The organism is Kineococcus sp. G2 (assembly GCF_037154035.1).
In the GTDB taxonomy this organism is placed as follows: domain Bacteria; phylum Actinomycetota; class Actinomycetes; order Actinomycetales; family Kineococcaceae; genus Kineococcus.
The window spans coordinates 1-13243 of record NZ_JBBBEM010000142.1 but is presented as its reverse complement, the minus strand read 5'-3'; the positions used below and the strand labels follow the sequence as shown (position 1 = coordinate 13243).

General features: G+C 76.6%; 11 protein-coding genes and 1 pseudogene. 9 read left to right on the top strand and 3 right to left on the bottom strand.

The genetic code is table 11. The features are described from left to right. The 6 genes and pseudogenes from V9U69_RS19085 to secA all read left to right on the top strand — a co-directional run. A pseudogene (locus V9U69_RS19085) lies at nt 1-352 on the top strand (hypothetical protein); the annotation flags it as partial. A gap of 208 nt (nt 353-560) precedes the next feature. Next, nucleotides 561-1307 (top strand): ribosome hibernation-promoting factor, HPF/YfiA family, encoded by a 747-nt coding sequence (hpf, locus tag V9U69_RS19080; RefSeq protein WP_337063482.1) that lies wholly within the window; start codon nt 561-563, stop codon nt 1305-1307. Nucleotides 1308-1440: 133 nt separating this feature from the next. Continuing rightward, the gene (locus V9U69_RS19075) at nt 1441-2136 is read left to right on the top strand and encodes a response regulator transcription factor (RefSeq protein WP_337063481.1); all 696 of its coding nucleotides are present in this window, start codon (nt 1441-1443) and stop codon (nt 2134-2136) included. Between the two features lie 23 nt (nt 2137-2159). Next, nucleotides 2160-3416 (top strand): winged helix-turn-helix domain-containing protein, encoded by a 1257-nt coding sequence (locus tag V9U69_RS19070; protein ID WP_337063480.1) that lies wholly within the window; start codon nt 2160-2162, stop codon nt 3414-3416. A 26-nt stretch (nt 3417-3442) separates the two neighbouring features. Next, complete coding sequence (locus V9U69_RS19065; protein WP_337063479.1) at nt 3443-5857, top strand: putative bifunctional diguanylate cyclase/phosphodiesterase; 2415 nt, start codon at nt 3443-3445, stop codon at nt 5855-5857. A 96-nt stretch (nt 5858-5953) separates the two neighbouring features. Beyond that, a complete protein-coding gene (secA, locus tag V9U69_RS19060; protein WP_337063478.1) occupies nt 5954-8638 on the top strand; it encodes a preprotein translocase subunit SecA in 2685 nt (894 codons plus the stop codon). A 76-nt stretch (nt 8639-8714) separates the two neighbouring features. Here secA and V9U69_RS19055 read toward each other — a convergent pair whose 3' ends face one another. Further along, nucleotides 8715-9254 carry an Rv3235 family protein gene (locus V9U69_RS19055; RefSeq protein ID WP_337063477.1) on the bottom strand — a complete coding sequence of 180 codons (540 nt, stop codon included), beginning with the start codon at nt 9252-9254 and terminating at the stop codon, nt 8715-8717. Between the two features lie 48 nt (nt 9255-9302). After that, nucleotides 9303-10094, bottom strand: coding sequence for a LysM peptidoglycan-binding domain-containing protein (locus V9U69_RS19050; RefSeq protein WP_337063475.1), 792 nt, complete (start codon nt 10092-10094; stop codon nt 9303-9305). A gap of 152 nt (nt 10095-10246) precedes the next feature. On the opposite strand from V9U69_RS19050, the gene V9U69_RS19045 reads away from it, so the two are divergent. Beyond that, a complete protein-coding gene (locus tag V9U69_RS19045; RefSeq protein ID WP_337063474.1) occupies nt 10247-10774 on the top strand; it encodes a hypothetical protein in 528 nt (175 codons plus the stop codon). 10 nt (nt 10775-10784) lie between these two features. On the opposite strand, the gene V9U69_RS19040 is transcribed toward V9U69_RS19045, so the two are convergent. Then, nucleotides 10785-11012, bottom strand: a complete 228-nt coding sequence (locus tag V9U69_RS19040; RefSeq protein WP_337063472.1) for a helix-turn-helix domain-containing protein — start codon at nt 11010-11012, stop codon at nt 10785-10787. A gap of 193 nt (nt 11013-11205) precedes the next feature. Here V9U69_RS19040 and V9U69_RS19035 point away from each other — a divergent pair, with 193 nt between their 5' ends. Together V9U69_RS19035 and V9U69_RS19030 are read left to right on the top strand one after the other, a co-directional pair. Next, nucleotides 11206-11946 carry an SAF domain-containing protein gene (locus tag V9U69_RS19035; RefSeq protein WP_337063470.1) on the top strand — a complete coding sequence of 247 codons (741 nt, stop codon included), beginning with the start codon at nt 11206-11208 and terminating at the stop codon, nt 11944-11946. Then, on the top strand, nt 11943-13214 hold the full coding sequence (locus V9U69_RS19030; protein ID WP_337063469.1) for an AAA family ATPase: 1272 nt from the start codon (nt 11943-11945) through the stop codon (nt 13212-13214). The genes V9U69_RS19035 and V9U69_RS19030 overlap by 4 nt, the downstream gene beginning before the upstream one ends. Nucleotides 13215-13243: the final 29 nt, after the last annotated feature.

Sequence of the window (13243 nt, the reverse complement as noted above, 5' to 3'; positions counted from 1 at the left end):
GCGGTCGGCGGGCCGGCCGGCCGCGGTGGTGCGCGCCCTGCGGGTGCGCCGCCGCGTGGCCGACCAGGCGCTGCTCGGCGCCCGTGCGCGTCGCGGCAACGTCGCCGGCGCCTTCGCCGTGCGCGGCCCGGTGCCGGTGGGCCCCTGCGTGGTCGTCGACGACGTGGTCACCACCACGGCCACCGCGACCGAGGCGGTGCGGGCGCTGCGCGCCGCGGGCGCCGACGTGCGCGGCGTGGCGTGCCTGACCGCCGCCGCAGCGCCCGGCGCACCCGGCCCGCCCGCTGCCGGCGGTGCGGATCCGCAGGCGGCGGCGCGGCACGCGTGGGCAGAGCGGGGGTGGGGGGTCTAGCGTTGGTGCATGGCAGCCGGACCCGGCGTCCCGCCGGTCCCGTCCCGTGCCGTGCCCGCAGGTGGGTGCGCGCGGCGGTCGGGTGCGACCAGCCCCCGGAGGCTGCCTGTGCGTGCCCTCCCCCCGGGGGTGGTGCACGGCACGAGGTGACGGTCCGAGGCGGGCCGGCCCCTCGGCCGGCGCCGCCAGCGAGCGAGGGAGGCATCCCGTGGAAGTTGTGGTCACCGGACGGCACACCGAGGTCAAGGAGAGGTTCCGGCAGCACGTCGAGGCCAAGCTGGAGAAGGTGACGCAGCTGGCGCCGCGCGCCCAGCGCGTCGACGTGGAGGTGTCCCACGAGAAGAACCGCCGCCAGCTGGCCAGTTGCGAGCGGGTGGAGATCACCGTCCGCGACAAGGGGCCGGTCGTGCGCGCCGAGGCCTGCGCGGACGACCCGTACGCCGCGCTCGACCTCGCCACGACCAAGCTCATGGAGCGCCTGCGGCGCTCCAGGGACCGCCGCAAGGTGCACCACGGCCGGCGCCGCCCCGAGAGCGTGCGCCAGCCGGCCGCACCGGGTCTGAGCGACGAGGTGCTGGCCGGTGCGGCCGCGCGGCCGGCTCCCGGGCCGTCCGCCGACCTCGAGGTGCCCACGCCCGCGGTGATGGCGGACTCCCACCCGCCGCAGGACTCGGTGGACGCCGTGGACGACGCGGCCGACGCCTCGCCGGTGGTCATCCGCGAGAAGACGCACGACGCCCGCCCGATGACCCTGGACCAGGCGCTGTACGAGATGGAGCTCGTCGGCCACGACTTCTACCTCTTCGTCGACGCCGCCTCCGGGTGCCCCAGCGTGGTCTACCGGCGCCGGGGCTGGGACTACGGCGTGATCCACCTCGACGTGCACGAGGACGGTGCGGGGTCGGCCTCCTCCGACGGCGCGCTGTCGGCCGCGGGGGGTGGTGCGCTGCGCTGAGGCGCACCCGTGCGACGGGCCGGCGGGGGTTCCCCGCCGGCCCGTGGCCGCGCCACGAGCGGTGCGGGGCGGCCCGGCGTGCCAGGATCCCCGCACGGCGGGTCCGCGCCCGCCGCCGTCAGGAGGAGACCCGGTGCCCAGCAGCAGCCCGCAGGCGGGGACCGACGCGATCCGCGTCGTCGTCGTCGACGACCACTCCCTGTTCCGCCGCGGCCTGCAGATGGTCCTGTCCACCGAGGACGACATCGAGGTGGTGGGGGAGGCCGCCGACGGTGCCGAGGCGGTGCGGCGGGTCGAGGAGCTCCTGCCCGACGTGGTGCTCATGGACGTGTGGATGCCGCGCCGCTCCGGCATCGACGCGTGCGCCGAGATCAAGGCCGTGGCGCCGTCCACCCGCATCGTCATGCTCACCTCCTCGGAGGAGGAGGCCGACCTGTTCGCCGCCGTCCGGGCCGGCGCCAACGGGTACCTGCTCAAGGACGTGCCCGCCGAGGAGGTCGCCGACGCCCTGCGCGCGGTCGTGACCGGGCAGTCCCTCATCACCCCGAAGATGGCCGGGATGCTGCTGGGCGAGTTCGCCGCGATGCGGCGGCGCGACGAGGAGCGCAGCCTCGGCGTCGTGGGAGCTCCCCGGCTGAGCCCCCGGGAGCTGGACGTGCTGCGCCTGCTGGCGCGGGGCATGGCCAACCGCGAGATCGCCGGCGAGCTGGGCATCAGCGAGAACACCGTGAAGAACCACGTGCGCAACCTCCTGGAGAAGCTGCAGCTGCACTCGCGCATGGAGGCGGTCGTCTACGCGGTGCGGGAGAAGATCGTGGAGCTGTCCTGACCCCGGCGCCCGAGCCGCCCGCGGTGGAGGAGCTCTCCGCCGCGGAGGCGCGCCGCGCGGCCCTGGCGGCGCAGGGCTTCGCCGCGCGGCGGCCCGCGTCCCCCGGTGCGGCGCACGTCGCACGCGTGGTCGAACGCCTGGGCGTCGTCCAGATCGACTCGGTGAACGTGCTGTGCCGCAGCCACTACCTGCCCTTCTTCAGCCGGCTGGGCCCGTACCCGCGAGAGCTGGTGGACCGCGCCGCGCAGCGGCGCCCGCGCCGGCTCGTGGAGTACTGGGCGCACGAGGCCTCGTTCGTGGCGCCGTCCACCCACCGGCTGCTGCGCTGGCGGATGGAGCGCGCCGCGCACGACGCGTGGGGCGGCGTGCGCAGCGTGGCGGTGGAGCACCCGGAACTGGTGGACGCCGTCCTGGCGCACGTGGCCGCGCACGGGCCGGTGACGGCGCGCCAGGTGGAGGCCGCGCTCGCCCCCGGCGGGGTGCGGCCCACGGACCACTGGGGCTGGAACTGGTCGGCGGTCAAGCGGGCCCTGGAGCACCTCTTCTTCGCCGGGGCGATCTCCGCGGCCGGCCGCACCCGGCAGTTCGAGCGCTGCTACGACCTCACCGGGCGCGTGCTGCCGCCGCAGGTGGCCGACGCCCCGGACCCGGACCCGGAGGAGGCGGTGCGCGGCCTGGTCTCGATCGCCGCGCGAGCGCTGGGGGTGGCGGGCGAGCCGAGCCTGCGCGACTACTTCCGGCTGCGCCCGGAGCAGTCCCGCAGAGCGGTCGCGCAGCTGGTGGAGGCCGGGGAGCTGGTGCCCGTGCACGTGCGCGGGTGGCCCTCCGCGCAGCGCAGGCCGGCGTACCGGCACGTCGGCGCGCGGGCCCCGCGGGTGCGGGCCCGGGCCCTGCTGACGCCGTTCGACCCGCTGGTGTGGCACCGCCCGCGCACCGAGGAGCTGTTCGGCACGACCCTGCGCCTGGAGCTCTACGTCCCGCGCGAGCAGCGCGTGCACGGGTACTTCGTGCTGCCGTTCCTGCTGGGCGAGCGCATCGCGGCGCGGGTGGACCTCAAGGCGGACCGGGCCGCGCCGCGGGGCGTGCTGCGGGTGCAGGCGGCGTGGGCGGAACCCGGCGCCCCGCCGGGCGCGGTGGACGAGCTCGCCGCGGAGCTGGCGGACCTCGCGCGCTGGCTGGGTCTGGAGTCCGTGGCGGTCGCGGAGCGCGGGGACCTGGCGACCGGGTTGTCAAGGGCCGTGGAGCGTTCGGGTCACGTCGGGGTGATCGGCTCAACGTGACCCGCGGCACGGCCGACACAGTGGCCGTGGACGTCTCCGAAGTGACCGCCGGGCGGGTCGAGCGGGCCGGTGAGCTGCTCGAGCACGTGCTGGCGGAGCTGTCCGGGGGCGAGGACGAGCGCGAGGTGCTGACGCGGGCGGCGGCCGTCGTGGCCGACCTCGTCGACGCCGACGTGGTGGCCGTCTGCGAGGGCGGCCACGTCCACGGCGGCGTGGGCCTGGGCGGGCAGGTGCTCCCCGAGCGCGGCCTGGCGCGCGTCGTGCGCGACGGCGGCGGCACCTTCGCCGTCCCCGGCCTGGGGCGCGTGCGCGCCGCGGTGGTGCCGGTGCCCGACCTGTCCGGCGTGCGGGTCGTGGTGGCGCGCGCCGGCGACGCCGCCGTGGACCCCGCCCAGCTGCGCGTCGTGCAGCTGGTGGCGCGCCTGCTGGGGCTGGTCGTGCTCGCCCGGCACGGCCGCGAGCGCGAGCGGTGGCTGCGCCAGCAGGGCGCCCGGGGCGCGGCCGAGCGCACCCGCCTGCAGCAGGCGCTCGCCCAGCGCGAGCAGGTCCTGACCACCTCGGTGCGCTTCCAGCGCGCGGTGGCCGGGCGCCGCCCCCTGCCGGAGCTGCTCCTGCAGATCGCCGCCAGCTCCTCGGAGCTGCTGGACTCGCGGCCGGTCTCGCTCGTGCTGGCCGACCCCCGCTCGCAGATGCGCATGCGCGTGGTGGCCGCCGTCGGCGACCCGGCGATCGCACCGGAGCGCGCGCTGGGGGCCGCGGGTGAGCTCGCCGGGCTCGGCGTCGCGGTCGGCGGTGCCGGCCGGCCCGCGGCCGCGGCGGTGCACATCAACGGCCGGGCCGTGGGGGCGCTGGTCGTCGAGACGGGCGGGGAGCCGCTGGACGCGGTGGGGGCGACGGTGCTGCGCGCCTTCGCCGAGCACGCCAGCACGGCGCTGAGCCACGCGGACACGGTGCGCGCCGTGGAGGCGGCCTCCACGGACTCGCTGACGAACCTGCCCAACCGCCCCACGCTCCTGCGCCACCTGGAGGTGGCCCTGCGCGCCTCCGCCGAGGACGGCCTGGGCGCGGCGGTGCTGTTCGTCGACCTGGACGGCTTCAAGGCGATCAACGACTCGCTGGGGCACGCGGCGGGCGACGAGGTGCTGGGCCGGGTGGCGCGGCGGCTGCGGCGCTGCCTGCGCGGGGACGACTTCGCCGCGCGGTTGGGCGGCGACGAGTTCGCCGTCGTGGTGCGCGCCCACTCCCCGGAGGGGGCCGCGCGGCGGCTGGCGCAGCGGATCTGCGCGGAGCTGACGGCCCCGGTGGAGGTGGACGGGCGCTCGGTGCGCGTCGGCGCCAGCATCGGCCTGGCCGTCGCGGACGGGCGGGCCGGGGCGCCCGAGCTGCTGCGCCGCGCCGACAGCGCGATGTACCGGGCGAAGGAGCAGGGACGCTCGGCCGCCGCGGGTGAGGGGCGGCCGCGGGCCGCGGTCGTGGTCTTCGAGCCGGGCATGCGGGACGCCGACGCGCTGCGCCGACAGCTGGAGGAGGACCTGCAGCGGGCCGTGCAGCAGCGGGAGTTCGAGCTGCTGTACCAGCCCCTGGTGCGCCTGGCCGACGGTGCGGTCGTGGGTGTGGAGGCGCTCCTGCGCTGGCGGCACCCCACCCGGGGGCTGCTGGAGCCGGGGGCCTTCCTGGAGGGTGCGGAGCGCTCGCCCGCGGTGGACGAGCTGTGGCGCTGGGTGCTGCGCACGGCGTGCGCGCGGGCGGCGCTGTGGCGCCGGCAGGTGCCGGCGCTGTCGCTGACGGTCAACCTGTCGGTGCAGCACGCCCTGTCGCGCTCCGGCGCCGACGACGTGCTGCGCGCGCTGGCGGCCTCGGGCCTGGAGCCGGGCTCGCTGGTGCTGGACGTGCCCGTGCAGCTGCTGCGGGCCGACCCGGACGTGGTGACCGCGCGCCTGGCCGGGTTGCGGGCGACGGGCGCGCGCGTCGTGCTGGACGACTTCGCCGGGGCCGTGGAGGGGACCTCGCTGGCGCCGCTGCGGCGGCTGCCGGTGGACGGGCTGAAGCTGGACCGCTCCCTGGTGGCGGAGCTGGACGGGCCGGACGGTGCGCGCGCGCTGGCGTCGGTGCGCACGCTGTGCGAGCTGGGGGCCGCGCTGGACCTGGGCGTGGTGGCCGAGGGGGTCGAGCGCGCCGAGCAGGTCCGGCTCCTGCAGGAGGTGGGCTGCTCGCTGGCGCAGGGGTTGCTGCTGGGTGCGCCCCGTCCCGCGGAGGAGGTGCCCGCCGCCCTGGAGGAGGGCGCCGCGGGTCCGCCGCCCGAGGTGCCGGAGCTGCCGGAGCTGCCGGAGGTGCCCGAGGTGCCGGAGCTGGCCGGGGCCCGGGTGGCGGCGCCCGCGCCGGAGCCGGTGCGCGTGGTGCCGCCGCGGGACGTGCGGCGCCTGCTGGGCGGGGTGGGCTGAGCGTCCGTGCGCTCTCCGTCGAGGCTGAGTGACCCTGCGCCACCGCCCGGACCCGTCCGTGCACCCGCGAGCGGGGGTCGTCGGTAGACTGGCCGCGTGCCAGCCATCGTCGAGAAGGTCCTCCGCGCCGGCGAGGGCCGCGTCGTCAAGCGTCTGCACCGCATCGCGGAGCAGGTCAACGCGCTCGAGGACGACTTCACCGCCATGACCGACGCCGAGCTGCGCGGGGAGACCGACCGCTTCAAGGAGCGCCTGGCCGACGGCGCCACGCTCGACGAGCTGCTGCCGGAGGCGTTCGCGGTGGTGCGCGAGGCGGCGCGCCGCACGCTGGGGCAGCGCCACTTCGACGTGCAGCTCATGGGTGGTGCCGCCCTGCACCAGGGCAACATCGCCGAGATGCGCACGGGGGAGGGCAAGACCCTCGTGGCGACGCTGCCGGCGTACCTCAACGCCCTGACCGGCAAGGGCGTGCACGTCATCACCGTCAACGACTTCCTCGCCGAGTACCAGAGCGAGCTCATGGGGCGCGTGTACCGCTTCCTGGGCCTGCGCAGCGCCTGCATCCTCTCGCGCATGCGCCCCGAGCAGCGCCGCGAGGCGTACGCCGCCGACATCACCTACGGCACCAACAACGAGTTCGGCTTCGACTACCTGCGCGACAACATGGCGTGGAGCAGCGCCGAGATGGTGCAGCGCGGCCACCACTTCGCGATCGTGGACGAGGTCGACTCGATCCTCATCGACGAGGCCCGCACCCCGCTCATCATCTCCGGCCCCTCGGACGCGCCGACGAAGTGGTACACCGAGTTCGCCAAGATCGTCCGGCACCTGACGATCGACGTCGACTACGAGGTCGACGAGAAGAAGCGCACCGTCGGGATCATGGAGTCGGGCATCGAGAAGGTCGAGGACCTGCTCGGCATCGAGAACCTCTACGAGAGCGTCAACACCCCCCTGATCGGTTTCCTCAACAACGCCGTCAAGGCCAAGGAGCTGTTCAAGCGGGACAAGGACTACGTCGTCTCGCCCAAGGGCGAGGTCCTCATCGTCGACGAGCACACCGGCCGCATCCTCGCGGGCCGCCGGTACAACGAGGGCATGCACCAGGCCATCGAGGCCAAGGAGGGCGTGCCCATCCAGAACGAGAACCAGACCCTCGCCACCATCACCCTGCAGAACTTCTTCCGCATGTACGAGAAGCTCTCGGGGATGACGGGCACGGCCATGACCGAGGCCGCGGAGTTCCAGCAGATCTACAAGCTGGGCGTGGTGTCCATCCCCACCAACCGCCCGGCGATCCGCGTGGACCAGCCCGACCTGGTCTACAAGAACGAGCAGGCCAAGTTCGCCGCGGTCGTGGAGGACATCGCCGAGCACCACGCCACGGGTCAGCCCGTCCTCGTCGGCACCACCAGCGTGGAGAAGAGCGAGTACCTCTCGGCCCTGCTGACCAAGGCCGGTGTCGAGCACACCGTCCTGAACGCCAAGCAGCACGAGCGCGAGGCGTCGATCGTCGCCCAGGCAGGGCGCAAGGGCGCGGTCACCGTCGCCACGAACATGGCCGGCCGCGGCACGGACATCATGCTGGGCGGCAACGCGGAGTTCCTGGCCGTGGCGGCCATGAAGGAGCGCGGCCTGGACCCGGACGAGTCGCCGGAGGAGTACGAGGCGGCCTGGCCGGAGGTGCTGGAGCGGGCGAAGGACTCGGTCAAGGCCGAGCACGACGAGGTCCGCGACCTCGGGGGCCTGTACGTCCTGGGCACCGAGCGGCACGAGTCGCGCCGCATCGACAACCAGCTGCGCGGGCGCTCGGGCCGGCAGGGCGACCCGGGCGAGTCGCGGTTCTACCTCTCGCTCACCGACGACCTCATGCGCCTGTTCAACGCCGCGCTGGTGGAGTCCTTCCTGACCCGCACGGGCATCCCGGAGGACGTCCCCATCGAGTCCAAGATGGTCTCCCGGGCGATCCAGAGCGCGCAGGGGCAGGTCGAGGGCCGCAACTTCGAGATCCGCAAGAACGTCCTGAAGTACGACGACGTCCTCAACCGCCAGCGCGAGGTCATCTACGCCGAGCGCCGCAAGGTGCTCGAGGGCGAGGACCTGCACCAGCAGATCCGCCACTTCATCGACGACACGGTCACCGCGTACGTCGTGCAGGCCACGGGCAAGGGCTTCGGCGAGGACTGGGACCTCGAGGCCCTGTGGGAGGCGCTGCGCGGCCTGTACCCGGTCTCGGTGACGCCCGAGGAGGTAGTGGAGGCCGCCGGCGGCCGCGGCAACCTCACCGTCGAGCGCTTGCTGGAGGAGATGCGCTCCGACGCGCAGGCCTGCTACGACGCCCGGGAGGAGCAGTTGGGCCCGCAGGTGCTGCGCGACCTGGAGCGCCGGGTGGTCCTGTCGGTGCTGGACCGCAAGTGGCGCGAGCACCTGTACGAGATGGACTACCTGCAGGAGGGCATCGGTCTGCGCGCGATGGCCCAGCGCGACCCGCTGGTGGAGTACCAGCGCGAGGGCTACCAGCTGTTCGTGGCGATGACCGACGCCATCAAGGAGGAGTCGGTCGGGTACCTGTTCTCCCTTCAGGTCCAGCCGGCCCCGCAGGCCGGTGCCTCGGCGGTGGCGCCCGGCTTCGAGAAGCCGCTGCGGCCGCAGCAGCTGCAGTACACCGCCCCCACCGCGGAGGGCGACGTGGAGGTGCACGCGGGCGACGCCTCGAGCACGGACGCCCCCACGGGCAACCGGGCGCAGCGGCGCGCCGCCGGCCGCGAGCAGCGCGACTGACCCCCGGTTCGGCCGGCGGCCCGTCGCCCCACCGGGGTGGCGGGCCGCCGGCGTCCCGGCCGCTGCCCGGGCGCGGTCAGCCCACCTCCAGGGCGGTGACGCGCCACCGGTCGTGCCGGCGCTCCACCCGCAGGGCCAGGGCGCGCACGCGGTCGCCGGAGCGCACGACCGCACCGACCTCCACCGCACCCTCCCCGACGGGGCAGGGCAGCACCCGCAGGACCCGCGGCCGCGGCCCGGGAGCGGTGCCGCGCAACCGCGCGCTCAGGACCGCTCGCCGCTGCACGTCGGTGTAGACGTCGGCCGCGGACCAGCGCAGCAGCTGCTGCGGGGGCCGGTGGCCGCTGAGGACCTCCAGCAGCACGACGAGGTAGTCGCGGGTCCACCCGCCCACCTCCGGCAGGTCCGCGGACGCCCGCGCCGCCCGTCGCCGCGGCAGGTCCAGCTCGAGCACCCCCTGGTCGGGGCTCAGGTGGGTCAGCACCGAGGCCACCGCTCCGGGTTCGCCCACCAGGGGCGGTGCGGCCGGCGGCACGGGGTAGCGGCGCAGCCGGGACGAGGGTGCGGGGCGGGTGAGGACCGGGGCGTCGGCGAGCAGGGCCGCGGAGGCGGGCACGGGGTCTCCTGGTGGGGCGTGGGGGGACGAGGTCGGGGATCTGACGGCTCAGGGCAGCCGGAGCACCTGGCCGGGCAGCAGCACGTCGGGGTCGGCGCCGATGACGTCGGCGTTCGCGGCGTACAGGCGCTGCTGCTCACGCAGGACGTCCCCCGCGGAGGCGTCGGCGCCGGTGAGCGAGCGAGCCAGCGACCACAGGCTGTCGCCGCGCTGGACGACGACCTCGTCGCCGGACGAGGTGGGCCGGGCGTCGCCGGGCAGTTCGGCCGCGGGCACCTCCGGGACGGTGCGCGGTTCGGGCAGCGGTGCCCAGCCGGGGTCGGTGACGACGTGCGCGTCCGCGGCGTCCGCGGCGTCCGCGGCGTGGCCGGGCAGCTGCGGGGCCGCTGCCGCCCAGCCGGCGTCGAGCGCCCGGGGAGCGGCGGAGGCTGCCGAGGCGGCTCCCGTCCCGAGGGCGAGACCCACGGCGAGCGCCACGAGGCGGCGGACCGGTGCGGGCACCGCCCGCGACGTGGTGGCCGCGAGCGCGGGGGAGGCGCGGCCGGGCCGGCGGGAGCGTTCGCGCGCCTCGGCGCCGGCGGCGAGCAGGACGCTGCCCGTCAGGGCTGCCAGCAGCAGGGCCGCCGCTGCACCGCAGAGGCCCGTCAGCAGGTCGGCGAACGAGGCGGTTCCGTCCAGGGCGGCGTCGAGCGCCGGCGTGCTCAGCGCTGCGAGGCCCCAGGCCGCGCCGGCGGGCAGGGCCGCCAGCGCGGCACCGACCGCCAGGGCGGTGAGGGCCTGACCCCGGGGGCTGCGAGCCGGACCGGCGGCGAGGACGCCTCCAGTGGTTGAGCGTTGCACTTTGGTGCCCTTCAGCCCTTCTGGGTGCTGTTTGTTGTTGTTTGGTGCGGCTTGTCTACCGACTGGGCGTCCCCTTGGCCAGCACAGGCGGCTCACACCCCTCGTTCGGCCGCGCGCGGCTGACGGCCCGTGAGCACCCGTAGCGTGGAGGAGTGCGCTGGGACGACCTCTTCGACGACCTCGACGCCCGCCTCGCGCACGTGCAGCGGGTGGAGCGGGAGGCCGAGGTGGACGACCGGCGGGTCGCGGACCTCGCCGCGGTCGACCTGCTGGGACGGCTCCTCGCCGGTGACGGCGAGCTGTCGGTGCAGCTGCCCGACGGCGGGTGGGTCAGCGGGCGGCTGCGTGCGGCCGGCCGGGGGTGGCTGCTGCTGGTGACCGGCCCGCCGCTGCGGCGGCAGGTGCTGGTGCCGGTCACGGCCGTGTGCGCGCTGCGCGGGCTGTCACCGCGCAGCGTTCAGCCCGGCCCGGTGGCGGCGCGCCGCACCCTCGGCGCGGCGCTGCGGGCGCTGGCGGCGGCGGGGGTGGAGGTGCTCGTGCGCACCCGCGCGGCGGACGTGCGCGGGCGGCTGGTCAGGGTCGGCGCCGACCACGTCGACGTGGCCGCGCCCGGCCGGGACCCGCAGGCGGTGGTGACGGTGCCGCTCGCGTCGTTGCTGAGCGTCACCGACCTGGGCTGAGGCCCCGGGTTCAGGTGGGTGGCGGCTGGTGCCCCTGCGGGGCCTGCACGCTCTCGCGGGTCTGCTCGTACATGCGGGCGATGTACGCCTCGAGCTGGGACTCCTCGACCCTCCACTGCCCGCGGCCGCCGACCTTGATGGCCGGCAGTTCCCCGCTGCGCACCAGGGCGTAGGCCTGGGCGGAGGAGATCGCCAGCATCTCGGCGACGTCGGCGAGCGGGAGGAAACGGCTGGGCACGGTGTCTCCTCTCCGGGGTCGCGCGGTGCCGCTCCTCGAGCGGCGGCGAGGCGCATCCTCGCACGCGATCCGCCGACCCCAGGACCGTTCGGGTGACCTGTGGACGACGGTGGGGGAGGTGTCCTCCACCCGGCCACCATGTGTGGACGCGACCGGACGGCCCGGAGCGGGGCAGGGGGGTGCGGTGCGCACGGTGACGGGTCCGACGACCGCGGTGGCGGGTCGCGGCAGCTCGGGCGGGACGGCTGCGCGGCCGGCCAGGGCCAGGCGGCTGCGGGCGCCGTCCTGGCGCGACCCCCGGTTGCTGGTGGGCGTGGCCCTGGTCCTCGGCTCGGTGGTCCTCGGCGCCAGGACCGTCCAGGCCGCCGGGGCCACGACGGGCGTGTGGGCGGTGGCCGCCCCCGTGGGGGCGGGGAGCAGCCTGACCGCGGCGCAGCTGCGCGTGGTCCAGGTCTCCCTGGACGCGGCGACGGGCGCGGCCTACCTGCCCGCCGCAGAGCCGCCCGCCGCCGGGTGGATCGCGCTGCGCGGGCTGTCGGCCGGGGAGCTGCTGCCGCGCTCGGCCGTCGCCCCCGCGGTGGACCTCGTCGACCGGGCGGTCAGCCTGCCGCTGGAGGGTGCGCTGCCGGAAGGGGTGCGCACCGGGGCGCTGGCGGACGTGTGGGTGGTCTGGCCCGCGGACACCGGTGCCGCTGCCGCCGGCTCGCTCACCGGCCCGGTGAGCGGGAGCGCGCGGCCCGGGCCGGAGGAGCTGGCGCAGGCCGTCGAGGTGGTCGCCGTGCGGCAGCGCTCGTCCGCCCTGGCCGGCGCCGCGGGGGCCGACGTGGAGGTGCTGGTCCCGGGGGGTGTCCTGCCGTCGGTGCTGCGGGCCCTGGCGGTCGAGGCCGACGTGGTCCTCGTGCCGGTTCCCGGTAGCGCGGGGGCGGGCTCGTGAGCCTGCCCGTCCTGCTCGCCGTGCCCGGCCCGGTGGAGGCGCGCCTGGTGGCGGCGTGGGAGGGACTGCGCCGGGAGGTCGTCGTGGTGCGCCGCTGCGCCGACCTCGCGGAGGTGCTGGCGGCGGCGGGAGCGGGGCTCGCCCGCGCCGCCGTGCTGGGGGCGGACCTGCCCGGCGCGGACGCCGAGGCGGTCGACGCGCTGCGGCGGCACGGGGTCGGTCTCCTCGTGCTGCTGCCCGCGGGCGAGGCGGGGACCGCTCACGAGCACCGGTGGCGGGCCCTGGGCGCTCGCGGCTTCGCGCGGTCCGGTGAGGACCCCGCCGCGCTCGCCCACGCGGTCGCGGCCGCCGCCGAGGCGGTGGTGCACCCCGGCGGCGGGGCCGTCCCCGCAGCGCCCGCACCGGGGACCGCGGAGGAGCAGGTCCTGTCGGACGCTGCGGCCGCGGGGACGGGCCGCACCGTGGCGGTGTGGGGACCGCACGGTTCGACGGGCCGTTCCACGGTGGCGGTGAACCTCGCCGCTGAGCTCGCCGCGACCGGGGCGGCGACGGTGCTCGCGGACCTGGACACCCGCGGAGCGTGCGTGGCGCAGCTGCTCGGCGTCCTCGACGAGGCCCCGGGCCTGCTCGCGGCCGTCCGGGCGGCCACCGAGGGGAGGCTGGACGCCGGCGTCCTCCAGCGCCACGCGGCCCTCGTCCTGCCGGACCTGGCGGTCCTCACGGGAGCGCCCGACCCGCGCCGCTGGTCGGAGCTGCGACCGGTGGGCCTGCGCCGCGTCCTGGAGGTGGCCGCGGGTGTCGCGGAGTGGGTGGTCGTGGACCTGCCGGGCGGTTCGGACGAGGAGGAGGACGGTTCCCGGGACGCCTCCACGGCCGTTGCCCTGGAGGCGGCGGACGCCGTCCTGGTGGTGGGCGCCGCCGACCCCGTGGGCCTGCAGCGCTGGATCCGGGCGTGGCAGCGGCTGGGTGAACTCGCCCCGGGGGTCCCCGCCTTCGCGGTGCTGTCGCGGGTGCGCGCTTCCGCGGTGGGCGCGCCCGCTCCCCGGCGCGTCGCCGGCGTCCTGCACCGGTTCGCGGGGGTGGTGGACGCCGTGCTCCTGCCGGAGGACCCGGCTGCCGACGAGGCCGCCCTGTCCGGCCGCACCTTGGGCGAGGTGGCGCCGAGGAGCCCGCTGCGGCGGGCCCTGGCGGAGCTCGCGCACCGGCTCGACGACGAGGTGCCGCTGCCGCCGCTCCCGGAGGTGCCCGACGTCCTGGCCGCGATTTGACCCGTGGGTGGGGTGTCGTTAACGTGGTG